Source organism: Pantoea sp. BS_8, from assembly GCF_041954965.1.
GTDB lineage: Bacteria > Pseudomonadota > Gammaproteobacteria > Enterobacterales > Enterobacteriaceae > Pantoea > Pantoea stewartii.
Genome location: NZ_JAVAXU010000001.1, coordinates 769161 through 792641 on the forward strand (window position 1 = coordinate 769161; position 23481 = coordinate 792641).

A 23481-nucleotide genomic window follows, 5' to 3' on the forward strand; every position below is an offset into this window, starting at 1 on the left:
CGGGGCGATAAAAAAGCCGTACGGGGAAAAAACGGCAATATGAAAACACGGCACGCTGCGCTGTCAGACACAGAATGCCGTGCCTAAAATTTAATCAACTTTCCAGTAAGGACTGGCCTAAATAATGGTTTTCATTCACCACGCCGGGTAAGACAAAAAAGTAACCGCCGCCAAACGGACGTATATACTCTTCCAGCGCTTCGCCATTTAAGCGGTTCTGGACGGTAAGGAAACCCAATTCCAAATCATGTTGATAGCAGACGAAGAGTAATCCCATCTCCAGTTGACCTGAAGCGGAAACACCGGACGAATAACTGTATCCCCGGCGCAGCATCAGGCTGCTTTCCGTGGCGGGCGTACGGGGGTTTGCCAGACGAATATGCGCATCCAGCGCAATTATCTGGCCATCCGGATCGTTACGGTAATCGGGAACGTCATGTTCATTTTTCATACCCAGCGGTGCGCCGCTCAGCTTTTCGCGACCGAAAATGGTCTGCTGTTCGCCCAACGGTGTGCGATCCCACATTTCCACGTGGAAACGAATCAACCTTACCGCCTGATAGCTGCCATTCCGCGCCCAGGCTGGCTCGTGCTGATCCTCGGTGACCCAGAGCAGCTTATCCATCAAGGCGTGATTGTGCGTGTCCGGATTTGCCGTGCCGTCTTTAAAGCCCAGCAGATTAATGGGCGTTTCTTTGCCCGCGCTGCGCGCGGCATGATCGGAGATAAACCCTTCCCGCCGCCAGCGTACGCCCAGCAGATCCGGCGTATGTTTGATGATATCGCGCAGCGCGTGGATCACCGTGTCCTGGGTATTGGCGCAAATCTGCAACAGCAGATCGCCATGGCACTGACTGGCATCCAGCGAATCATTAGGAAACCGGGTCATCGGCTGCAGTTTCGCGGGTTTGAGCGCAGCCAGACCGAAACGCCGGTCAAACAGCGCGTTACCGACTGACACCGTGATGGTCAGATTATCGGGGGCAATCTCGGCCCCCAGGATACCGGAATCCATCGGTGGCAGCTGTGGGTTGACCACGGCGGGGGCCTTGCCGCCTGCCGTTAAAAACGCGATGCGCTGTGTCAGCAGTTGGAACAACCGCTGCAGCTCACGCCTGTCGCTGGTCAGCACATCAAACGCCACCAGCATCATGGCGCCCTGCTGTGGGGTAATAATGCCCGCCTGATGCACGCCATAGAAAGGCTGTCGTTGCTGACGCGCGTTCGGCGTGACCGTGCCCGGTGCAAAACTGTCGGGCTGCTCAGCAGCCCCGGCATGAAACGGACAGCCCGCGCCTACCGCAGCCGCGCCGCCCAGCATGCCCAGCCCTTTTAATAAACGCCGTCGCGCAGGCTGCTGTAATTCCTGATCCTTGTCCATGATTAGTTCAGGCCCAGTGTGCCACGCAGTAGGGAAAGATCTTCCGCCAGAGCGGTGATCGGCCCTTTCAGCGCCGTGCGGTCAGCCTGGGTCAGTTTTTCATAGGATTCATAACCTTGCTGCGTGCGGTATTTATCCAGAATCGCATCCACTTTACTGAAGTTAGCGTCTATTTTTGCTAAAAGCTGTGGGTTCGCCTGCTGCAGTACCGGACGTAAAAGTGTGACAATTTTTTGTGCCCCATCCACATTCGCGCGGAAATCCCACAGATCCGTGCGGCTGTAGCGATCCTCTTCGCCAGAGATTTTGGTCGCCGCCACCTCTTCAATCAGCCCGGCGGCTCCGCCCACCACTTTCGCCGGAGGAAATGCCAGTTCACTCACGCGTTGTTGCAGGTCATGCACATCGTGATTTAACTGGTCGGCATAGCCTGCCATGTCTTTCGTCGTGTTATCTGCAAACAGGGCTTTTTCGAGACGATGGAAGCCGGTAAATTTCGGATCGTCGGCTTTTTTCTCGTAATCATCTTCGCGGGCATCAATACGACCATCAAGGTCAGAAAACAGCTCCGCGATCGGCTCAATGCGCTCGTAGTGCTGACGGGTGGGCGCAAATAACGCTTTGGCTTTAGCCACATCACCGGCTTTCACCGCATCCGTAAACGCCTGCGTGCCGGATACCAGCTGACTCACTTCCTCAGTGACATAGGCTTTATAGGCATTAATGGGGCCCGCCAGTTGCATCAGTTCGGGTTTGCCTTGTTGCGCACTTTTGCTCCCGGTGCCCTGCACGATCAGTTTGCCTTTCGGGTTCGTCAGCAGGCCACAGGTCATGTCATATTCCCCGGCTTCCAGGTTGGCCGTCAGTTTCTGACTAAAGCCCGGCGCAATATTTTCGCGCTCTTCGACCACCATCACGCCTTTGAGAATTTCCCATTCCAGCGCTTTTTGGCTGTTATTTTTAATCAGAAACTGAGTTTTACCGGCCTGTACCGTAACTGACATGGGCTCACACTGTTTGTCCGTCACAGTGACGCTGACCTGCGGAATGGCTGCAGCCAGTGAAGAGCCAGAAAACGCCAGCAGAGAAGCCAGTACCGCATTACGGTTAAAACGCATCATCATATTTTTTCCCTGTTCAGTCAGAGGCGCGGCTGACGCGCCGGGTAAACGCGTTAGCGCGCAGCTGCTGAGGTATCAGCGCGTGCAGGCATAACAAACAATAATAAAGCGGGGATCAGATAGAGCAGCCAGACAGCGACTTCACTGACGCTGGGCGCTTCCTGATAGCCAAGCATGCCTTCCAGCACTGTGCCAAACAGCGAATGCGTGGACAAGATCGGGCTCATATCAAAGGCCACCTGCTGAAAATGGTTCCACAGCCCTGCCTCATGAAAAGCGCGAATAGCCCCTGCCGCCAGGCCTGCTGCCACCAGCAGAATGAAAATACTGGTCCAGCGGAAAAAGTGCGCCATGTTGAGCCGCAGGCCGCCCCAGTAGATCAGCATGCCCAGCACCACCGCCGTGGCCAGCCCCAACACCGCACCCAACGGCGGCGCATAACCGACATCCTGTGTGAACGCGGCCAGCAGAAAGAACACTGATTCCAGCCCTTCGCGTGCGACGGCCAGAAACACCATCATCACCAGCGCCAGGCCGCCGCCGGCCGATTTATGCAATGCCTCGTCGACGGCGTGTTCAAGTTCCCGTTTGATATTGCGCGCGACCCGGCGCATCCAGAACACCATCGAGGTCAGGATAACGACCGCGATTACCGCCACGATACCTTCAAACAGCTCTTGCTGTTTCTGCGGAAATTCACCCGTGGTCTGGTTGATTAAGATACCCAGCCCAAGGCAGAGTGCGGCGGCGATAAAGACGCCCGCCCACATCGCAGGAAACCACTGAGTGCGCTGAGTGCGCTTCAGATAACTGGCGATCAGGCTGACGATCAACGCGGCTTCAAGCCCTTCGCGCAGCATAATGAGAAACGGAACGAACATCGCCAACCTCTTGAATGTTAACCGGCGTCAACGACGCGTAAAGTTACGTAAAAACGAACGATACCGATTATCATTACCACTCAAAAAAATACAAGTTCCACAACGAAATAATTTCGTAACTGTCTGTGCCAGATAACGGGCAAAAAAAAGCCTGCCCTCGCGGGGGCAGGCGGTGGAAAAAAGAAGGCGATTACTTCGTCTGGAACTCGGCCTCAGCGGCATCGAAACGTGCCATCGCCTGGGTTGACGGTGCGCGACTCGCCAGGCTAAAGACGACGATGGCGAGACTGGCCAGGATAAAGCCCGGGATGATTTCGTACAGACCGAGCCAGCCATACTGCTTCCAGACCACCACGGTCACCGCACCGACAACCATGCCCGCTAATGCGCCATTGCGGTTCATACGTTTCCAGCACACGCCGAACAGCACAACCGGCCCGAACGCCGCACCAAAGCCCGCCCATGCATAGCTGACCAGGCCTAATACCCGGTTTTCAGGGTTGGCGGCCAGTGCGATGGCAATCAGCGCGACCAGCAGCACCATCAGGCGACCGACCCAGACCAGTTCTTTCTGGCTGGCATTTTTGCGCAAAAAGCCTTTATACAGGTCTTCGGTCAGGGCGCTGGAGCACACCAGCAGTTGGCAACTGAGTGTCGACATGACGGCCGCTAAAATGGCTGACAGCAGAATCCCGGCAATCCAGGGGTTAAACAGAATACGTGCCAGCTCAATGAAGACACGCTCGCCGTTTTGAGTTACACCAGCGGCCTCGCCCGGGTTGTTCTGGAAATAGGCGATACCAAAGAAGCCAACCGCGACGGCGCCGGCCAGACACAAAATCATCCAGGCCATACCAATACGGCGCGCGGTACGAATTGACCGGTGTGAATCCGCCGCCATAAAGCGGGCCAGAATATGGGGCTGGCCAAAATAACCTAATCCCCAGCCCAGTAGCGACAGGACCGCAACCACATTCAGTCCTTTGAACATATCCAGGTTTTCCGTGCTTTTAGCCTGAATGACTGCCAGCGAATCGCTTAAACCGCCGACGGCCATGATGACGATAAGCGGCGTCAGGATCAGGGCGAAGATCATCAGGCTGGCCTGAACGGTATCTGTCCAGCTTACCGCCAGGAATCCGCCCACCAGCGTATAGAGAATGGTCGCCGCCGCACCGGCCCATAAGGCCGTGGCGTAGTCCATTCCAAAGGTGCTTTCAAACAGGCGCGCACCGGCAACCACACCGGAAGCACAGTAAATGGTGAAAAACATCAGGATGACGACCGCAGAAATCACACGCAGAATTTTGCTGCGATCTTCAAAGCGGCTGGTGAAAAAGTCGGGCAAGGTTAAGGCGTTATCATGATGTTCTGTCTGGACGCGTAAACGACCCGCGACAATTTTCCAGTTAAGCCAGGCACCAATAATCAGACCAATGGCGATCCAGCTTTCTGAAATGCCGGAGAGAAAAATGGCACCGGGTAAGCCCATCAGCAGCCAGCCGCTCATGTCAGAGGCACCCGCTGACAGCGCGGTAACCACACTGCCCAGGCTGCGACCGCCCAGAATGTAGTCATCAAAGTTTTTGGTTGAGCGCCAGGCAATAAAACCGATGAGCACCATCCCGAGGATATAAATTAAAAAGGTCACCAGCATGGGTGTACTTACTGTCATGTGTTTCTCCGTTATTATCCGATCTCTTAAGAGAAATCTTTTCCTGCGCCACCGGAACGGGGTAGCGTCAGCGTATTACCGCATCGATAAAAGTCCCGTTTCCCTTAAGGCGCGGTATCCTGCCGTAAAGGCACGTTCTATACAATGCATTTAACACATCCGTTACATCAGTTTCACCTCTCTCCCTGTTTTAAATGTTCACAGGTTGCGCCCGCTCACACTTAAGTTGCACCTTTACCACCACAACCCTGTTTAAATTGAAGGGGGTTGCAACATTGGCGAGTTTCTTGCAGCAAGATTTGTGCCGCTTTTAAATGTTAATGGCAAAAGCGGCGGTAAAGTGTGGAAGCAAGGTCACATTTAACACGGTTGCACAAAGTTGCAACATGAGTGATAGTGCAGCCCTTGCTCTGGTAAAAAACGTTTTAAGGAACAGAAATCATGGGAACAACGACCATGGGGGTGAAGCTGGATGAAGCCACCCGCAGTCGCATTAAACTGGCGGCACAGAAAATGGATCGCACGCCGCACTGGCTGATTAAACAAGCGATCTTTAACTATCTCGTGCAGTTAGAAGCCGGTGAAACAGTGGAAGAGATTCCCCTGCAGCTCAACGAATCGGCTTCTGATGAGGTCGCTGCGGACGAGATGGTTCAGCCGTTCCTTGACTTCGCAGAGCACATCCTGCCGCAGTCGGTAGCCCGTTCGGCCGTGACGGCCGCCTGGCGTCGACCTGAAACCGATGCCGTTCCCATGTTGCTGGAGCAAGCCCGCCTTCCCGCTCCGCTGGCTGAAAAAACCCGGCAGCTCGCCTTTACCCTGGCCGAGAAGCTCAGGCACCAAAAAGGGGCAACCGGACGCGCCGGTATGGTGCAAAGTCTGCTTCAGGAGTTTTCATTATCTTCACAGGAAGGCGTGGCGCTGATGTGCCTGGCGGAAGCGTTGCTGCGTATTCCGGATAAACCGACGCGCGATGCGCTTATCCGTGACAAGATCAGTAACGGCAACTGGCAGTCGCATCTGGGCCGCAGTCCGTCCATGTTTGTTAACGCCGCTACCTGGGGCCTGTTATTTACCGGCCGCCTGGTCTCAACGCATAACGAAGCGAATCTGTCGCGCTCGCTCAACCGGATCATTGGCAAGAGTGGTGAACCGCTGATCCGTAAAGGCGTGGATATGGCGATGCGCCTGATGGGTGAACAGTTCGTGACGGGTGAAACCATCGCCGAAGCACTGGCTAACGCCCGTAAGCTTGAAGAGAAAGGTTTCCGTTACTCTTACGATATGCTGGGCGAAGCCGCCCTGACCGCCAGCGATGCGAAAGCCTATCTGGTTTCGTATCAGCAGGCGATTCATGCGATTGGCAAAGCCTCCAATGGCCGCGGCATTTATGAAGGCCCGGGCATTTCAATTAAGCTCTCTGCCCTGCACCCGCGCTACAGCCGTGCCCAGTACGACCGGGTGATGGATGAGCTGTATCCGCTGCTTAAGTCGCTGACGCTACTGGCCCGCTCTTACGACATCGGCATTAATATTGATGCAGAAGAAGCCGACCGCCTGGAACTCTCTCTTGATATGCTCGAAAGGCTGTGTTTTGAGCCTGAACTGGAGGGCTGGAACGGTATCGGCTTTGTCATTCAGGCCTATATGAAGCGCTGTCCGTTTGTTATTGATGAGCTGATCGACCTGGCGCAACGTAGCCGCCGCCGTTTGATGATTCGTCTGGTGAAAGGCGCTTACTGGGACAGCGAAATTAAACGCGCCCAGATGGAAGGCCTGGAGGGCTATCCGGTGTACACGCGCAAAGTGTATACCGACATTTCGTACCTAGCCTGCGCGCGCAAGCTGCTGGCGGTGCCGAACCTGATCTATCCGCAGTTTGCCACGCACAATGCGCACACCCTGGCCGCCATTTATCAGCTGGCAGGCAATAACTACTATCCGGGTCAGTACGAGTTCCAGTGCCTGCACGGCATGGGTGAACCGCTGTATGAACAGGTGGTCGGCAAGGTCGCAGACGGTAAACTTAATCGTCCCTGCCGTATTTATGCCCCGGTCGGTACGCATGAAACGCTGCTCGCCTATCTGGTGCGACGCTTACTGGAGAACGGCGCGAATACCTCCTTCGTTAACCGCATCGCCGATACGTCACTGCCCATCGACGAACTGGTCGCCGATCCGGTTGCCGAAGTGGAAAAACTGGGTCTCAGCGAAGGAACACTGGGCCTGCCGCACCCGAAAATTCCGTTACCACGTGACCTGTATGGTGAGGACCGCGTGAACTCCGCCGGTCTTGATATGGCGAATGAACATCGTCTTGCGTCACTGTCCAGCGCGCTGCTGAGCGGTGCTACCGAAACGTATGTGGCGCAACCGCTTATCGACGGCCCTTTAACGGGAGGGGAAAGCGAGCCAGTGCTCAATCCGGCCGTCCCTGCGGATGTGGTGGGCACCGTGCGCCAGGCATCCGAACAGGAGGTTTCCCTGGCCATTGAGGCCGCCGTTAATGCCGGCCCTATCTGGTTTGCCACGCCGCCGCAGGAGCGTGCCGCGATTCTGGAGCGCGCCGCACAGCTGATGGAAAGCCAGCTACAGCAACTGCTGGGTCTTCTGGTGCGTGAAGCCGGAAAAACCTATAACAACGCCATTGCCGAGGTGCGTGAAGCGGTCGATTTCCTTTATTACTATGCCGGCATTGTGCGCCATGATTTCGATAACGAAACCCACCGCCCGCTTGGCCCGGTAGTCTGCATCAGCCCGTGGAACTTTCCGCTGGCCATTTTTACCGGCCAAATCGCCGCGGCTCTGGCGGCAGGTAACAGCGTGCTGGCGAAACCCGCCGAGCAAACGCCGTTAATTGCCGCACAGGCCGTCAATATTTTACTGAGCGCTGGCGTGCCCGCCGGTGTACTGCAACTGCTGCCGGGTCAGGGCGAAACCGTGGGGGCACAGCTCACCGGCGACGAACGGGTGCGCGGCGTCATGTTTACCGGCTCCACCGCCGTTGCCACGCTGCTGCAACGCAATCTTGCGGGCAGACTCGATCCGCAGGGCCGTCCGACACCGCTGATTGCGGAAACGGGCGGAATGAATGCCATGATTGTGGACTCCTCCGCGCTGACCGAACAGGTGGTTGTCGACATCGTGGCATCGGCCTTTGACAGCGCGGGACAACGCTGTTCCGCCCTGCGTCTGCTCTGCGTGCAGGAAGACGTCGCAGACCACACGTTAAAAATGCTGCGTGGCGCGATGGCGGAATGCCGCATGGGCAACCCGGAACGCCTGTCCACCGACATCGGTCCGGTGATCGATCAGGAAGCCAAAGCCAACATCGAACGCCATATTCAGGCCATGCGTAATAAAGGCTTCAAGGTCTACCAGACGGCACAGGATAACCCACAGGACAGCAAAGAATGGGCCACAGGCACCTTTGTGAAACCAACGCTGATTGAGCTGGATAAGGTCAGCGATCTGACCCAGGAAGTGTTTGGTCCTGTCCTGCACGTGGTGCGTTTTACCCGCAGCAACCTGCCGCAGATCGTTGAGCAGATTAACGCCACAGGCTATGGCCTGACCCTGGGTGTTCATACGCGCATCGACGAAACCATCACGCAGGTCACCGCCAGTGCCAAAGTGGGTAACCTGTATGTTAACCGCAACATGGTCGGCGCGGTCGTCGGTGTGCAACCCTTTGGGGGCGAAGGCCTCTCAGGTACCGGTCCAAAAGCGGGCGGCCCACTGTATCTTTATCGTCTGCTGGCTCACCGCCCGGATGAGGCGCTGAGCACCACCCTCGCCCGTCAGGATGCGGAACGTCCCGCAGACAACAGTCAGCGTCAACGCCTGTTAGCGCCGCATCAGGCACTGACCGACTGGGCAAAAGATAAGCCACAGCTGTCTGCGCTGTGTCAGCATTATGAACAGCTGGCGCAGGCCGGTACGGTTCGTCTGCTGCCGGGCCCAACAGGAGAGCGCAACACCTTCCTGTTACTCCCGCGCGAACAGGTGCTCTGTCTGGCAGATAACAACGACGATGCGCTGATTCAGCTGGCTGCGGTAACCAGCGTCGGCAGTCAGGCCCTGTGGCCGGATGATGACCTGCATCGTACGCTGCTTAATACCTTACCGGCAGCGGTGAAGAGCCGTATTACCCTGGCGAAGGATCCGCTGACCGCGCAGTTTGATGCCGTGATTTATCATGGTGATGCCGACCAGCTCCGCAGCCTGTGCGAGCAGATTGCGGCGCGTGAAGGTGCGATTGTCTCGGTACAGGGATTTGCCCGCGGTGAAACCAACCTGTTACTGGAACGCCTGCTGATTGAACGCTCTTTGAGCGTCAACACCGCCGCCGCGGGCGGTAACGCCAGCCTGATGACGATCGGTTAACTGTCGGCGCGTTTCATTCTGGTTGTGATCAAGGTTCATGCCTAGCATGAACCTTTTTTTATGACGGATGAAAAACCCGCGGCCGTTGAGCGCCTCAGCAGTGGAGAAGTGCGAAGGGATTCGCGCTACCAGGTGGTCTCTGCGCGCACATCCCCCGCATACGCAATCCGGACGCGCCGCAGAGACAGGTGGCTGACATGCGTACAACGGTCAGGCTGCCGGAATGGAAGGCCGTTTCATCAGGTGTGGCAAGCGAAACAGCGCGCGTCCCGGTCCCCGATTCAGCAATGACCAGACCGCCATGGAGCACAAGGCGCAGATCGTAACCATCACCGGAGGATAGAGACAGGCCCAAAGCCATGAAAAGCCTGTCAGCTCAAAAAGCTGGTGACGTTGCGCATATAAAATCGCCGTCATCCCGAAATATTCAATGAAAATACGGTGAATAACGTAAAGGGGTAAGGTATGGCGGCCTGTCCAGTTCAGCCAGGCCATACAGCCCAGCTGGCTTAACCATCGGCAGGCGGCCACGCTGGCCAGAATGGCAATCAGACAGAGAAAAAGACGGCTGTTCAAATCAAGCAGGCCCTGTAGTACAGCCAGCAGTCCCAGTAACAGCCACGGCAACCTGTTCTCCCGTCGCCCTTCGCTCAGTCGTAGCATGGGTGCCCACCAAAATGCGCCCAATACAAAAAAGATAAAATACTGCGCCAGACTTTGCGGTCCCCAGAACGGGATACTCTTTTCGACCGCCAGATAGTTCAGCACAGCGGCTACGATAAGCAGCGGGATTTTGTAATGTTGAAACCATTTGGCGCACAGGAAATAGAGTGCCAGACCATATAAATACCAGGCGGTACTCATGGCGAGAAAGGTCAGTCTGAGAAATTCTGAAAACGAATCTGCATAGGCCGCATTAAGATTTTGCGAAATACGCTGTCCGGTAATTTCAGTCGCGATGCCGGAAATGGATCCCCACTGAATAACGCCCCATAACAGATAAAGGTAAAACAGATTCATAATGCGGCTGGTGGCGACAGACTGCCAGGGCCGGTGAAGAATGGCATGACTGGCCAGCAGACCCGATACAAAGAAAAAGGCGGGCATGCGCAGCGGCGACAGTAGCAGGTTAAACCGGACCCACAGTTCAGCCAGGAGAAGGCCCGCGGTCAGATGTGTTACCGTATCATCAAAGCCGGGTAATACCGTGTGATACAGGATAACCAGCAGTATACACAGGCCTTTGAGTGTATTAATCCAGGCAATTTCTTCTTTTTCTTTGCTCATCATCGGCACATTTCCGCTGCGGTGAAACGGCAATTCACATCGCCTTCTCTTGTGCGAAAAGTATTCCGTATGTTCTTTCTGCTGAATGTAGCGAAAGTCTTAAATACCCGCGTTACGGTGCGTTTCGGACCGTACTTTACACTTAAAGGGATTTATTGACACTGGGCCCGGCAAGCGCGTTATTCAGGCGCGTTTTCCTTTCCTGTCTGGTTATCCTTATGACATAAACCGAGGCTCTGCCCTGCTTTCAACAGGCGTAACTTTGGAACTGACGTAGGCGCTTTTATTCCGTTTTCCCGATAAAAAATGGCTTCACGGTCAGGCGTGCGCTGACCTGGCTCCCGGCCCGCGAGGATGTCGGGCGACTAAGAGGTAATCTGGCAGATGAAAAAGGGGCCAGCGCGCTGGCCCGGATCTTCAGGATAAGGTTTGCGTTTCGGGCTGACGCTGACTAACCAGGCGTGGATGGAGAAACAGCATACGTCCCGGCCCGCGATTAAGTAACGACCAGACCAGCAGCGACAGCAGTGTGCATACCGCCACACCGGTCACCGGCATCAGCAGCGCCCAGGCCCAGCTAAAGCCGGCATTGCCGAACCAGCCGAAATGCAGGGCCAGTGTGATAGCGCTCAGTCCGAGCAGTTCGATAAAAATGCGGTGTAACACATAGATTTGTAATGTATTTCGACCGATAGCGTTCAGCCAGGTCATTCTGAAATGCGCATTGAGAAAACGACACAGCACGATGCCAAACACGATCGTCAGCAGGCTGTAAAACGGGTTTTTATAGATGCCACCTGCATGATGGGCGATGCCGGCAAGTGCAATCGCGCCAAGCCACAGCCAGTGACGTCCCTTGAGGGCGCTCAGTTCAATTAGCCTCGCGCTGAAAAATACGCCCAGCAGGAAATACAGATAGTTCTGCGCCACGCTGGCCGGGCCCCATCCGGGGATCAGGTTAAACTGCGCAGCGTAGTTCGCCGCTATCGCCGCCGCCAGCAGAACCCTTTTCTGTTGATGGAAAAGCTTAGTCACCAGGAAAAACCCTGCCAACGCGTACAGGTACCACAGGCTGGTCATCGACAGCATCAGCAGCTTAATAAACTCAAGAGGCGAATCCGCATAGGCGGCATTTTTGCTACTGGACAGCCGTTCGCCTAAATGGGTGGAAATGTAGTGGATACTCAGCCACTGAATCACGCCCCACAGCAGGTAGAGGTAACCAATATTGCTGAATTTTTTCGTAAACACCTCTTGCCAGCTTTTCTTCACGACCGCGTTAGCGGCCAGTAACCCAGACACAAAGAAGAAAGCGGGCATACGCAACGGCGAGAGCCAGGTATTAAACGCCACCCATCCTTGTGCCGGTAGCAGACCCGCAGTCAGATGATGAAGCGAGGGTGCGAACGTGGTGATGATGGCGTGATGCAGTACGACAAGTAAAATGCACCCTCCTTTGAGGGTATTGATCCAGAGGATTTCCTTCCTGGGGTGAGTCATTATAACGTCCCGACAGCGCGATGAATTTGTGAAGAATTATTAATATTTTCACTGTCACCTCAATCGGGGAGGTCTTAAAATTTACACTCTGTTACGTCATTGAAACATCACTCCGTATAACCGAAGCGATAACAACAGGTTAAGGAAAGACCAGCCGTAAATTTTCAGAAGAAACTGAGCGCGCATGCAGGAAAAAAATAAATAAAACGCCGCCCGTCTCGGGCGGCATTTTGGGGATTATTGATTAAGAAATTTATCCAGAAACTGTCGGGTACGCGCCTGCTGAGGAGCGCTGAACAACGCTTTGGCCGGGCCCTGTTCTACCACGCGGCCCTGATCCATGAAAATCGCCCGGTCAGCGACATCACGGGCAAAGCTCATCTCATGGGTCACAATCACCATCGTGCGCTTTTCCTGCGCCAGCGCCCGGATCGTATTCAGCACTTCGCCCACCAGCTCGGGATCCAGCGCCGAGGTCGGTTCATCAAACAAAATGACTTCAGGCCGCATGGCAAGTGCGCGGGCAATGGCAACACGTTGTTGCTGTCCGCCGGAAAGACGACGTGGATAGCTGTCTTCTTTACCCTGCAATCCCACTTTTTCAAGCAGGCCACGCGCCCGCGCAACCGCGTCCGCTTTGGTTTCGCCTTTGACGATGACCGGCCCCTCAATAATGTTTTCCAGCACCGAGCGATGCGGAAACAAATTGAAGTTCTGAAACACAAACCCCACCTGCTGACGGAGTTGGCGCACCTGTTCTTTCTGCTTATTGATCCCCAGACTGGCGTCAATCGTAATATCACCGACTTTGATGCGCCCGGCCTCAGGCACTTCAAGCAGGTTGATGCTGCGCAACAGCGTCGTTTTACCGGATCCGCTCGGGCCGATAATCGCCACAATTTCACCCGGCGCAACATCCAGATCGATGCCGTGCAGTACCGTTTGGCCGTTAAACTGTTTCACCAGTTGGCGCACTTCAATGGCACTCATTTCGCCTCCTGATCCTGACGGTTAACGTGTGCTTCGAGCCGGTTCTGTAAGGCAGACAGCACGGTAGCCATGATCCAGTAGATAACCGAGGCCGCCAGATACATCGTAAATACCTCCAGCGTACGTGAGGTAATCAACTGGGCCTGACGAAATAACTCCGGTACCTGAATGGTCGCCGCCAGTGAGGTATCTTTGACCAGGCTGATGAAGCTGTTACCCAATGGCGGTAAAGCGGTACGGGCAGCCTGAGGCAAAATAACCCTGCGCAGCGTTTGCCACGGCGTCATGCCAATGCTGGCCGCTGCTTCCCACTGTCCACGCTCAATCGCCGCAATGGCACCACGAAGCGATTCCGATGCATAGGCTGCTGTATTCAGCGACAGGCCAATCATCGCGGAAGGAATTGGATCCAGCTCAATGCCAAACTGGGGCAGACCGTAGTAGATCATAAACAACTGAGCGATAAGCGGCGTGCCACGAAAAATCGACACGTAGATACGTGCCAGCCAGCTGATGGGCCAAAAGCGCGACAAGCGCATCAGCGCCAGCACAAAGCCCAGTATCAGCCCAAAAAACATCCCGCCAATACTGAGCTGAAGCGTAAACAGCGCGCCTTTAAGAAGGAATGGTGCTGAATCCAGCACCAGTTGTAAACTTTCCTGCATTATTGCGTAACGTCCGCGCCAAACCATTTCTCAGACAGCTTTTTGAGCGTGCCGTCTTTCTGCATCTCTGCAATCGCCTGGTTAATGGCTTTCAGTAAATCTTCGTTACCTTTACGCAGTGCAACGCCCGCTTCAAGACGCGAGAACGCAGGGCCAGCAACGGCCATCGTGTCACCGGTTTTCTTCACCAGATCCAGTGCCGCCAGACGGTCCACCAGAATCGCATCAACGCGACCTGAACGCAGATCCTGGTATTTGGTAGGATCGTCATCATAGGTACGAACATCGACACCTTTCACGTTTGCACGTAACCACTGCTCGTAGTTGGTGCCCAGACCGACGCCCACTTTTTTACCTGCCAGATCTTCGGGGCGGGTGATGCTGCCGGCATTTTTCTTCAGCGTCAGCGCCTGCACGCCCGAAATGGTGTACGGCGTGGAGAAGTCATATTTCTTTTTACGCTCATCGGAAATGGTGACCTGATTAATCACCACATCGATACGTTTGGAATCCAGCGCGGCCAGCATGCCATCCCATTTTGTCGGTTTCAGAACGGCTTTCACACCCATGTGTTTCGCCAGGTCCTGGGCGAACTCCACCTCAAATCCGGTCAGCTTGCCTTTTTCATCCTGGAAACTGAAAGGCGGATAGGTGCCTTCCAGGCCCACACGCAGTTCGCCTTTACTTTTCACTTGCTGCAGCAAATCTTCTGCGGCAAAGGTTTTAACACTAACGCCAGCAACCAGCGCAACCGCCATCATTCCCGTCACCAGCTGGCGACGAATCTGTGAGAAAGCCATGTGTACCCCATTTATTATTCGTGAGTGTGCTGTTGAGCGGCTAAACCCCGTTTGCCGCTCTGTCATTATGGGCGTTATTTACCTGAGACAGCAAAATAACGGCCGGATTATAAACCTTTTTTTCGCGACGTCTCAGACCGAAGGGTGATAAGCAAATAACGCGGGCGCACCGCCGGTATGCACAAACAGGAGCGGTCCTTCGCGGCGGAAACGATTCTGACTGATCCCGTCAATTAACCCCGCCATCGCTTTGCCAGTATAAACCGGGTCGAGCAGCAGGCCTTCCAGCCGGGCCAGCAGCTTGATCGCCTCTGTGCCCTCTTCATTTGGCTCGCCATAGCGTGGCCCAAAGTAGTCATCCCACAGCGTTACCGGCGCCTTTGCCTCTACCGACAACTGCGATGCCAGCGCCTGACGAATAGCATCCACTTTCGGCAGCTGTTCATCACGCTGACGCGATACGGTCACGCCCACCAGCTCGGTTTGCGGCATGAGGTGTTCCAGCCCAATGGCCAGCCCCGCATGCGTTCCGGCACTGCCAGACGCGACGACTACCGCAGCAAAGTCCACCACGCCTTCACTTTGATGCACGATCTCCTGGGCGCACTCTACGTAACCCAGCGCGCCTAGCGCGTTTGATCCACCAACAGGCAGGGTATAGGGTCGAAAGCCCTGCGCCTCAAGGCGTTCCGCCTGTTCCGCCAGTTGTGCGGCAGGATCGGTCAGTGCATCAACCATCACTACTTCAACGTCCATCAGTTCCAGCAGCAGCCGGTTACCGTTAGTGAGGTAATTCTCGCTCTGGGTCGCGATGGGGTTTTCGAGTAATGCCACGCATTTCAGCCCAAGTTTGGCCGCGACAGCAGCGGTCTGACGCACGTGGTTGGACTGGATCGCACCGGCGGTGAGCAGCACATCGGCCCCCTCACGCAGCGCATCGGCCGCCAGGAACTCCAGCTTGCGCAGTTTGTTGCCGCCCAGCGCCAGCGGCGTTACATCGTCGCGTTTGATAAAAATGTCACGACCTAAGAAGTCCGACAGACGGGGCAAAAATTCCAGAGGCGTGGGCGCACCCAGAAGTTCAATACGGGGAAACTGATGAATAAGATGTAAAGACAATGCGGCCTCCAGTCAGGCACAGAGCAGTTATCATTACAGTGTTACAGAAGATGAAGAAAGGATCATCCTGAATTGAGGTCAGGAACGTGGAAGACGGGAATGCACAACATCCCCACGTTTCTTCCGATGGTGAGAAGAAACGTGGGGCGGGAAATCGACTGACCGTGCATCCTGTGCCCGGCATTTTTCCCTTAACGTTGCTGCCAGCCTAAGAACTGGTCGTATTTGCGCAGCGCAATTCGATAATTATTGTTGCCTGCATCGGGTAAATCTTCTTCCAGGCATTGATGCCAGCTATTGCCTTTCAGTTTTTCTGCCGGAAAATTTCGCGCCTTCAGCATATCGTCAAGCCGACGTAACCGAACCACATACTCACGAATCGTGCTTGGGCTCATTTCCGTCTGCTCGAACAGATATTGTTTAAACGCCATAATGTCAAAATAGTTAGGATGTGTATTACAAAAAATATCGCTGCAAAAACGACAAAGTGCCGTTAATTCTGGCTGCAGTTTTAGCCAGAGTGGCTCATCAATCATTTGGTCCATCCGTGCGATGGCCTCTTTATTGATGATCTGGCCACGAAAAACCAGCGCCATTCGGTCTAGTACTTTGCCACAGTGTGAACAATTGGTTTGGCTGTGTTTATAGTCTTTAAGATAGCGACTTAAAGGTCTGGCTTTGGTTTTGGCTCCCACTGTTGAGTCCCCGATTTCTTATATTTATAGATCTCCAGGAACTGAGCCTTCTAGCGCGCTCCCGTAAGTCGGGCACGCAAGCGTTTAATCGCCTGACTGTGCAGTTGGCTGACCCGGGATTCCCCGACATCAAGTACCGCGCCAATCTCTTTAAGATTCAGTTCTTCCTGGTAGTACAGTGTCAGCACCATTTTCTCGCGCTCAGGCAACGCCTCGATCGCTTCTATGACGCGTTCACGCAGACTCCCTTCCATTAACTGATGAAGTGGATTGGCCTCTTCGTGCCCTTCCGTCACCAGCTCCGCACTGTCACCGTGTTCTTCCCGATACTCGTCGTATGAAAAGAGCTGACTATTGTTGGTATCCAACAGAATCTGCCGGTACTCTTCTATCGAAACATTCAACTGTTGCGCGACTTCCTGCTCGGAAGCGGCCCGACCCAGCATCTGCTCAACCTGATGCATGGCTCCGGCTACCTCACGTGCATTACGTCTGACGCTGCGTGGCGCCCAGTCCCGGCTGCGAAGCTCATCAAGCATTGCGCCACGAATGCGCTGGACTGCATACGTGGTAAAGGCGGTACCCTGAAGCGCGTCGTAGCGCTCCACCGCATTCAACAGACCAATGCCCCCGGCTTGCAGCAGATCGTCAAGTTCCACACTGGCAGGCAGGCGAACCTGCAAGCGCAGTGCTTCATGACGCACCAGTGGGACGTAGCGCTGCCAGAGCGAATGTTTGTCCATCACGCCTTCGGCGGTATAGAGATCGTTCACGTTGACTACCCTGCGTTAATGAAGTTATCGGCATGATTATGCAATTCTGTAGGACTTTCGATTGGCAGAATAGGCGGGATAAACCGAGGTTATTTCAAATTTGTGATGTTTCAGAGCGGAAGATTCCGCTCTGTCTCAACAGGCTAACCTAATGACAGTAAACGTTGACGAGTGGCGGAGGGCACGCTGTCCCATAAAGCACAAACCTGCCCTTCCATTTCCTGATAAAAAGGGCTAATGCTTTCGCGGGTTTTTTCATCCCCATTAAAACGGACCTTGCCGGAATCACCATCAATACTAATCATTCGGTTAACAAAAAGTCGCTGTAAATCGCTGCGCAGGAATAATCCGTTATCCACACTGTTATCCGCCAGAAAACCTTCATCATTCTCTCGCGTATCAATATGGCAGGCTTCCACCCATGGCCACGGATGCTGATCGATCAGGCTGGTGCCGGTAATGACACAGGCACCATAACGGGCTTTCACGGCGGCCATAAATTCGGCCTGGCTGGCTCGCTGCAGCACTTTAGCCTTTACCCGCCGCCCGACTTCAGTACCAGGCATCACTGCGGCGGGTGTTTTATGTCCGGGGGTACTCAGTACCACAATAAACTGGATACGCTGTGATTGCGGAAAGCACGGATTGGAGTGCATGTTAAACAACTGCCACCAGGCATCGTCGCCATCTTCTCGCATCAGCACCAGTTTGTATCCCCGGCTGTTGATCAGGTTCTGCGCCTGTGCTGAATGGGGATCGATCATGGCATATACGTAGCTTTGGCCAATCACTTTCCACAAATTCTCCGCTTTGTCCTGCTCTCCCCGGCGGAAATAGTGAAAAGGAGCCTGCTGCTTCAGGTAATACTCAAAACGGCGCAGGTAATTTTTACGTTCATTGTCGTTCGCAATAAATAACAGGTCTTCCAGCGGACTGTTGCTCTCTTCCTGTGCGAAGACAGCACGAATCTTTAGCGTCCGAAAGCTGGTCGAAGGACTCAGCAGCGCTCGCGCTGTTAATTCTTTCTCATCAGGGTATTGCTGTGCATAGCGCCGGGCGATCTCCTCGAAGGAAAGCCGTTCACCCGGTAGCAGGTCATAGTTGAAGCGCATAACCACCCCAGAACACGCGAAGTTGTAGCCAAATTAAACTTATCCTGAAGAGTGTTATCGGCACCATCTGTATGAACTGTAACGTTTATCCAACTTTTATCGCGCCGAAAACCCTAATCCACAATCACTTCCGTCTGGCTGACGCGATTTGCATTACTGCGCGATAAAATGTGCCCGCTTCGCTTATGCTGATTTATTTCATTAGCCGCTATGGATGCGGGGACGGACTTATCCTTGACTTTACCCGCTTTTTTGTCGGTTATTCGTGCCATTACTTTCACTCGAACACTCGTATTCTTTCACCATCACGCTGCACGCGCAGACGAGTTATGAAGGAAGCGAATGATGAAAGGCATAGTACTGGCAGGCGGAACCGGTTCCCGACTGCATCCGGTGACCTGTGGCGTCTCTGAGCAACTGCTGCCGGTCTATGACAAGCCCATGCTCTCTCTTCCCCTTTCACTCTTGATGCACTTGCATCCATTCGTCTCGCGCCCGGACATTGCTGATTTTGAATATACCTGTCCTCACTATGACAATCCTAAGGATGAAGCCTGCCTGATGTGGAATGCCCCTGATGTTGCGATTCAATGGTCTGTCGAACAGCCGATATTATCGGTGAAAAATCAACAAGGACTCTCATTGCAGGAGTTGGTGTAATGCGCGTTTTACTTACAGGTGCTTATGGTCAGTTGGGGCGCTGTTTACTGGATCGTTTTCCCGCCGACTGGATCACGCTGGCGTGTGGTTCGGCGGAACTGGATATTACCGATCGCGTTGCCGTTGTGCGCGTGGTTAAAAAATTTAAGCCCGATGTCATTATGAATGCAGCGGCTTATACCGCCGTTGATAAAGCAGAAACCGACCGGACACGTGCCTTAAAGATCAATGCGATTGGCCCTGAAAATCTGGCTCAGGCCGCCAAAATGATCGGGGCGCGTTTCATTCATATTTCCACAGATTATGTTTTCGACGGGGTGAAAAGAACGCCCTATACCGAACAGGATCCGCCCTGCCCGATTAATTTTTACGGCCTGAGTAAGTGGGAAGGTGAAAAGCGCGTCTTTGAGGTCCTGCCCGAGGCGATCGTGATCCGTACTTCATGGATGTTCAGCGAATACGGTAATAACTTCGTCAGTACCATGCTTCGTCTGGCGCAGAGACGTTCCGAGTTACATGTGGTGAACGATCAGTATGGTTGTCCGACCTACGCGGGTGATTTAGCCCAGGCCATGATCACGCTCGCCGACATGCCCGAAAAGCACGGTCTTTACCATTATTGTGGCGACGTTGCCGTCAGCTGGTGCGAATTCGCTCAGACAATCTTTGTCGCGGCGCAACAGGACGTGGTCGTGCATGGCATTATCAGCTCGCACTATCCGTCTGCGGCGATTCGGCCGGCGCGCAGTGTGATGAACAGCGACGCTCTCAGCACCATCGGCATCCCCCCCTCAGACTGGCAGGATAAACTTCGCCTCTGTCTGAATCACCTGGCGACCCCCTTTCCCTACGCGAATACTTTATAAGGAGATAATGTAATGAAAGTAGCAACGATTGGTAACTGTCAGCTCGAAGTCGTTGGTCAGTTATTAAGTAATTATTCTGAGCTTCATCGTGGCGCAATAACACACGTTGTTAATACACCTCTGTATAAACTTGATGCTCAGCGAGACATTATCAATCTGATGCACGAACTTGAAAGCTGCGATCATATTTATATGCAGTATCATTCTGAACGCTGGGGTTTGCTGTCAACCGCGAAACTGACCGAGTATTTCGATATCCGCATATTACCCACAATGGAATCAAGCGTATCAGCACCGCAGCTAGGGTATTATTCTGCTGCCGTGCCCGATTAGATGGTGTATGTTGATTACCGTTTTTTACATCTCTATTTGACCGCACATGCCTGTGCGGATGCCGTTGCTGCGTACCACAATGTCAGTTACGACGAGGCCAGGCAGCATAACATGATCATGGACGACGCTAATCGCTACCAGCGGTTGTTCAAAGAAGGTAAGGTGGCGTTTGATTATTCAGACTTTTATCGGGACGCCCTGTTAAAAGATAAACATTGCTACAGCACGGTAAGCCACCCCAATAACAAACATTTAAGCATTTTCTTTAGTGCAATCTTTTTTGATTTATTTAAAGAGAATAAGAACTTCGATCTTGGCGGCAACGATTTGCTTAAAAACTATATTGCTCCAGAGGTAGGCAGTGGCGAACAGCATTATTTCATGATGCGCGAAACAGGGCTTTCTCTGGCCTGTAAAATTAACTATCACTTCTTTTCTTCACAACCGCGTGAACAACTCTCAGAAGCCTTACTGCGTTCCACTTATTATCGTAGCCTGAAATCCGGCTATCAAAACCTCTGAGCCTTTGCTGTAAGCCTGAAGATGCATCTTATCGATCAGGCTTGTCAGCACACAAAACAGTACCATTCAGTCACGGCGGCAATGCAATCAATACTGCGATGTTGCTTTACTGTATTAATACAGCGTTATATCGCTTTGTGGCGTCTGCCTGTCTCTGCCATTCCGGTCATTATGACTCTGCATAAAACATTCACGTTGCCGCCAGAAAGAAGCGCGGTTCCTGACGAGCCTGCCTGTCCCCGTTTGCGTTAAATACACACTAAAAAGGGCTTTATTTACGGCATCAGTTCGGCCTGCCGGGATTACAATCTGCTATAAAAGCGCGCCTGGCACCCCATCCATACCAGGAAAAAACTTTGCCAGCTAAACAATGTGTTAGCTGCACCACCTCAGGCAAATCATAATGAGCAGTAATAAAAAAGCACTTATGCTGGATGCCGGTTTTGCTGCCATGCCTCTTTTGATGGCACTTAAGCATTCCGGTTATGAAACAGCCGTATGCAGCGGCAAACCGCAGGATCCGGGTCATCAACTCGCGGCCCACTCTTTTTGCCTGAATTATGCCAATGTACAGGACGTACTGACCCTGGCGAAATCCCTCAATATTACATCACTTCTGCCTGGTGTTACCGATGTGTCTTACCTTACGGGTGCCAGTGTCGCTGAGGCAATGGGCTTACGCGGTTTTGATCGACCTGATGTAGCAGAAATTATTTTTAAAAAAGACGTCTTCCGCCAGTGGGCACAGAATAAGGGTTATCCAGTCCCTGTGGCCGTGAGCTGTCCTGAAGAGGCGGCGCAACTTCCGTTACCGTTGATGATAAAACCTGTCGATTCCTACAGCGGATTAGGGATTTCACTGGTGGCTGAGCGCGAACACATCTCCGCCGCCTGGCGAGACGCCTGTGCGGCATCATCCTGTGGCCAGGCGCTTATAGAGCGCTGGATAGCCGGTGATTTACACAGCCACTCCGCTTTTATCGTGAATGGAAAAGTGGCGGTCGAATACTTTGTCGATGAATTTTGTACCGTTTACCCCTGGCAGGTAAACAGTAGTAGCCTCAGCCTCAATCTTCCTGCGTCGATAAAAGACCAGGTCAGCGACTGTATACAGGCACTCGTTGATGAGCTCGGGCTTTGTGATGGTTTACTGCACACTCAGTTTATCTCGGATGGTAAAAGCTTTTCTCTGATAGAAATGACACGCCGATGCCCGGGTGACCTGTATAATCAACTCATTGAATATTCTACAGACACGCCTTATTCACTCTGGTTCACCCATGCCTTTACCGGCACACCTTTTACGCCAGCCAATCGGCGTCCCGAACATGTCAGATTAATCGCTCGCCATACTGTGTCTGTTGATCAGGAACAAACCTTTACCTCCGTCAGCTTCGCAGCATTACCGGCCAATATCCTTTCTTTTCTGCCACTTAAGAAAACAGGCGAGAGAATCCAGCGCGCGCCTCACGATCGCGCCGCGCTTATTTTTGCTGAATTCCACCAACGTGATGAACTGGCCCGCTTCACACCACAGTTAAAAAATTTTTTTACGCTTGGTAAGTACTAGGAAACCGATATGAAAAAACGACTACAACTTGGTTTTATTGGCGGTGGCGCGAATTCGGCTATTGGTCTTACCCATAAAATTGCCTCACAGCTCGACGGGGATTTTACGCTTGTGGCGGGCTGTTTTAGTCGCAATCCTGAGCAGAATCGTCACACGGGTGAGAGTTGGAATATTCATCCTGAACGTATTTACGACAGTATTCAGGCGTTTATTTTGCAGGAGCGCCATCATCTTGATGCAGTTGCGGTGTTAACACCCACCCCTGACCATCATGAAATTATCACCGCCTGTTTCGAAAACGGTCTGGCTGTAATTTGCGAAAAGGCGATGGTTGAAAGCCATCAAAGCGCTTTGCACATCATGAACAGCGAGCACCAACATCAGGCAAAATTGTTTGTCACTTACAATTACAGTGGCTATCCCATGGTGCGCGAACTGCAAAAGCGCGTACAGCGCGGCGATTTCGGGGCCATTCAGCAGGTCATGGTTGAAATGCCTCAGGAAGGTTTTGCACGCCATAATCAGCATGGCGATGTGCCAAAACCGCAGAGATGGCGGCAGCAGGATGCCGTCATTCCAACCGTTTCGCTCGATCTTGGCGTTCATGTTCACCAGCTTATTGAATTTATCACCGGGGATCACGCCGTCGATATTTATGCGATCAATGATACGTACGCCAAAATTCCCGGCGTTATCGACACCGTACATATCTTATCGCGTTATCAAAGCGGTATGACGTGTAATTACTGGTATGGCAAAGCCGCTCTGGGATACCGAAATGGCCTGCGGATTCGCGTCATGGGAAGTCAGGGCAGCGCAGAATGGCTCCAGATGGATCCTGAATTCCTGTATGTCAGCGGTTTGCAAGGCAGTCGTTCTGTTATCGATCGCACAGCCAATGACAACATTGTTGCTGCTGATGCACGTTACTGCCGTTTTAAAGCGGGTCACCCTGCTGGCTTTATTGAAGCATTTGCCAATTATTATGCTGACATTGCCTCTGCATTGAGAGGGGAACCTAACGATTACGTGATGGGTTCAGACGTTGCGGCTCGCGGGCTTCACTTTCTTGAAAGTGCCGCGAAAAGTGCAACAAGTCAGCAAAAATGTACCCTTTAAACAATAAAAAGATAAAATATAACGGA

General features: G+C 53.3%; 20 protein-coding genes and 1 pseudogene. 8 read left to right on the top strand and 13 right to left on the bottom strand.

Translation table 11 applies throughout. The features are described from left to right. Nucleotides 1-94: 94 nt before the first annotated feature. From efeB to putP, 4 genes are all read right to left on the bottom strand, one after another. A complete protein-coding gene (gene efeB / locus RAC65_RS03545) occupies nt 95-1381 on the bottom strand; it encodes an iron uptake transporter deferrochelatase/peroxidase subunit (RefSeq protein ID WP_058701494.1) in 1287 nt (428 codons plus the stop codon). A 2-nt stretch (nt 1382-1383) separates the two neighbouring features. After that, a complete protein-coding gene (gene efeO / locus RAC65_RS03550) occupies nt 1384-2505 on the bottom strand; it encodes an iron uptake system protein EfeO (protein ID WP_033742027.1) in 1122 nt (373 codons plus the stop codon). Between the two features lie 50 nt (nt 2506-2555). Continuing rightward, complete coding sequence (gene efeU / locus RAC65_RS03555; protein ID WP_058701495.1) at nt 2556-3383, bottom strand: iron uptake transporter permease EfeU; 828 nt, start codon at nt 3381-3383, stop codon at nt 2556-2558. A gap of 190 nt (nt 3384-3573) precedes the next feature. After that, complete coding sequence (putP, locus tag RAC65_RS03560; protein WP_033742030.1) at nt 3574-5058, bottom strand: sodium/proline symporter PutP; 1485 nt, start codon at nt 5056-5058, stop codon at nt 3574-3576. A 441-nt stretch (nt 5059-5499) separates the two neighbouring features. On the opposite strand from putP, the gene putA reads away from it, so the two are divergent. Then, nucleotides 5500-9444 (top strand): trifunctional transcriptional regulator/proline dehydrogenase/L-glutamate gamma-semialdehyde dehydrogenase, encoded by a 3945-nt coding sequence (gene putA, locus RAC65_RS03565; protein WP_058701496.1) that lies wholly within the window; start codon nt 5500-5502, stop codon nt 9442-9444. 210 nt (nt 9445-9654) lie between these two features. On the opposite strand, the gene RAC65_RS03570 is transcribed toward putA, so the two are convergent. From RAC65_RS03570 to RAC65_RS03610, 9 genes are all read right to left on the bottom strand, one after another. Continuing rightward, entirely contained in the window at nt 9655-10734 is a 1080-nt protein-coding gene (locus tag RAC65_RS03570) for an acyltransferase family protein (protein ID WP_375096359.1), read from the bottom strand. Nucleotides 10735-11148: 414 nt separating this feature from the next. After that, nucleotides 11149-12231: an acyltransferase family protein gene (locus RAC65_RS03575; protein WP_375096360.1), complete on the bottom strand. Its 1083-nt coding sequence runs from the start codon at nt 12229-12231 to the stop codon at nt 11149-11151. A gap of 237 nt (nt 12232-12468) precedes the next feature. After that, on the bottom strand, nt 12469-13221 hold the full coding sequence (gene tcyN / locus RAC65_RS03580; protein ID WP_006118892.1) for an L-cystine ABC transporter ATP-binding protein TcyN: 753 nt from the start codon (nt 13219-13221) through the stop codon (nt 12469-12471). Then, on the bottom strand, nt 13218-13886 hold the full coding sequence (tcyL, locus tag RAC65_RS03585) for a cystine ABC transporter permease (protein WP_033742036.1): 669 nt from the start codon (nt 13884-13886) through the stop codon (nt 13218-13220). The genes tcyN and tcyL overlap by 4 nt, the downstream gene beginning before the upstream one ends. After that, nucleotides 13886-14686 (bottom strand): cystine ABC transporter substrate-binding protein, encoded by an 801-nt coding sequence (gene tcyJ / locus RAC65_RS03590; protein ID WP_033742037.1) that lies wholly within the window; start codon nt 14684-14686, stop codon nt 13886-13888. The genes tcyL and tcyJ overlap by 1 nt, the downstream gene beginning before the upstream one ends. A 132-nt stretch (nt 14687-14818) precedes the next feature. Then, entirely contained in the window at nt 14819-15805 is a 987-nt protein-coding gene (locus RAC65_RS03595) for a D-cysteine desulfhydrase (protein WP_058707979.1), read from the bottom strand. Nucleotides 15806-15996: 191 nt separating this feature from the next. Next, nucleotides 15997-16500: a flagella biosynthesis regulatory protein FliZ gene (gene fliZ / locus RAC65_RS03600; protein ID WP_039342604.1), complete on the bottom strand. Its 504-nt coding sequence runs from the start codon at nt 16498-16500 to the stop codon at nt 15997-15999. Nucleotides 16501-16550: 50 nt separating this feature from the next. Next, nucleotides 16551-17273, bottom strand: a complete 723-nt coding sequence (locus RAC65_RS03605; protein ID WP_006118887.1) for an RNA polymerase sigma factor FliA — start codon at nt 17271-17273, stop codon at nt 16551-16553. A 143-nt stretch (nt 17274-17416) separates the two neighbouring features. Next, nucleotides 17417-18385: an HNH endonuclease signature motif containing protein gene (locus tag RAC65_RS03610; protein WP_006118886.1), complete on the bottom strand. Its 969-nt coding sequence runs from the start codon at nt 18383-18385 to the stop codon at nt 17417-17419. A gap of 342 nt (nt 18386-18727) precedes the next feature. On the opposite strand from RAC65_RS03610, the pseudogene RAC65_RS03615 reads away from it, so the two are divergent. The 7 genes and pseudogenes from RAC65_RS03615 to RAC65_RS03645 form a co-directional block, all read left to right on the top strand. Beyond that, nucleotides 18728-18856: pseudogene (locus tag RAC65_RS03615) on the top strand (sugar phosphate nucleotidyltransferase); the annotation flags it as partial. Then, nucleotides 18854-19045 carry a dTDP-4-dehydrorhamnose 3,5-epimerase family protein gene (locus RAC65_RS03620; RefSeq protein WP_226374530.1) on the top strand — a complete coding sequence of 64 codons (192 nt, stop codon included), beginning with the start codon at nt 18854-18856 and terminating at the stop codon, nt 19043-19045. The pseudogene RAC65_RS03615 and the gene RAC65_RS03620, both read left to right, overlap by 3 nt. Continuing rightward, the gene (gene rfbD, locus RAC65_RS03625; RefSeq protein ID WP_375096361.1) at nt 19045-19911 is read left to right on the top strand and encodes a dTDP-4-dehydrorhamnose reductase; all 867 of its coding nucleotides are present in this window, start codon (nt 19045-19047) and stop codon (nt 19909-19911) included. Before RAC65_RS03620 ends, rfbD begins: the two co-directional genes overlap by 1 nt. A 12-nt stretch (nt 19912-19923) precedes the next feature. Continuing rightward, complete coding sequence (locus RAC65_RS03630; protein WP_375096362.1) at nt 19924-20244, top strand: hypothetical protein; 321 nt, start codon at nt 19924-19926, stop codon at nt 20242-20244. Nucleotides 20245-20355: 111 nt separating this feature from the next. Then, nucleotides 20356-20766 (top strand): hypothetical protein, encoded by a 411-nt coding sequence (locus RAC65_RS03635; RefSeq protein ID WP_375096363.1) that lies wholly within the window; start codon nt 20356-20358, stop codon nt 20764-20766. A gap of 403 nt (nt 20767-21169) precedes the next feature. Beyond that, nucleotides 21170-22336: an acetyl-CoA carboxylase biotin carboxylase subunit family protein gene (locus RAC65_RS03640; protein WP_058701500.1), complete on the top strand. Its 1167-nt coding sequence runs from the start codon at nt 21170-21172 to the stop codon at nt 22334-22336. 9 nt (nt 22337-22345) lie between these two features. Then, nucleotides 22346-23455 (top strand): Gfo/Idh/MocA family protein, encoded by a 1110-nt coding sequence (locus tag RAC65_RS03645; RefSeq protein WP_006118881.1) that lies wholly within the window; start codon nt 22346-22348, stop codon nt 23453-23455. The last annotated feature ends 26 nt before the right edge of the window (nt 23456-23481 follow it).

What these genes read in the sequence shown, in the direction of transcription:
- RAC65_RS03570 (WP_375096359.1), bottom strand. Translation starts at nt 10,734, where the DNA reads ATGATGAGCAAAGAAAAAGAAGAAATTGCCTGGATTAATACACTCAAA.
- efeO (WP_033742027.1), bottom strand. Translation starts at nt 2,505, where the DNA reads ATGATGATGCGTTTTAACCGTAATGCGGTACTGGCTTCTCTGCTGGCG.
- putP (WP_033742030.1), bottom strand. Translation starts at nt 5,058, where the DNA reads ATGACAGTAAGTACACCCATGCTGGTGACCTTTTTAATTTATATCCTC.
- RAC65_RS03630 (WP_375096362.1), top strand. Translation starts at nt 19,924, where the DNA reads ATGAAAGTAGCAACGATTGGTAACTGTCAGCTCGAAGTCGTTGGTCAG.
- efeB (WP_058701494.1), bottom strand. Translation starts at nt 1,381, where the DNA reads ATGGACAAGGATCAGGAATTACAGCAGCCTGCGCGACGGCGTTTATTA.
- tcyJ (WP_033742037.1), bottom strand. Translation starts at nt 14,686, where the DNA reads ATGGCTTTCTCACAGATTCGTCGCCAGCTGGTGACGGGAATGATGGCG.
- RAC65_RS03610 (WP_006118886.1), bottom strand. Translation starts at nt 18,385, where the DNA reads ATGCGCTTCAACTATGACCTGCTACCGGGTGAACGGCTTTCCTTCGAG.
- RAC65_RS03640 (WP_058701500.1), top strand. Translation starts at nt 21,170, where the DNA reads ATGAGCAGTAATAAAAAAGCACTTATGCTGGATGCCGGTTTTGCTGCC.
- RAC65_RS03645 (WP_006118881.1), top strand. Translation starts at nt 22,346, where the DNA reads ATGAAAAAACGACTACAACTTGGTTTTATTGGCGGTGGCGCGAATTCG.
- RAC65_RS03635 (WP_375096363.1), top strand. Translation starts at nt 20,356, where the DNA reads ATGATCATGGACGACGCTAATCGCTACCAGCGGTTGTTCAAAGAAGGT.
- rfbD (WP_375096361.1), top strand. Translation starts at nt 19,045, where the DNA reads ATGCGCGTTTTACTTACAGGTGCTTATGGTCAGTTGGGGCGCTGTTTA.
- efeU (WP_058701495.1), bottom strand. Translation starts at nt 3,383, where the DNA reads ATGTTCGTTCCGTTTCTCATTATGCTGCGCGAAGGGCTTGAAGCCGCG.
- RAC65_RS03575 (WP_375096360.1), bottom strand. Translation starts at nt 12,231, where the DNA reads ATGACTCACCCCAGGAAGGAAATCCTCTGGATCAATACCCTCAAAGGA.
- tcyN (WP_006118892.1), bottom strand. Translation starts at nt 13,221, where the DNA reads ATGAGTGCCATTGAAGTGCGCCAACTGGTGAAACAGTTTAACGGCCAA.
- putA (WP_058701496.1), top strand. Translation starts at nt 5,500, where the DNA reads ATGGGAACAACGACCATGGGGGTGAAGCTGGATGAAGCCACCCGCAGT.
- tcyL (WP_033742036.1), bottom strand. Translation starts at nt 13,886, where the DNA reads ATGCAGGAAAGTTTACAACTGGTGCTGGATTCAGCACCATTCCTTCTT.
- RAC65_RS03620 (WP_226374530.1), top strand. Translation starts at nt 18,854, where the DNA reads ATGCACTTGCATCCATTCGTCTCGCGCCCGGACATTGCTGATTTTGAA.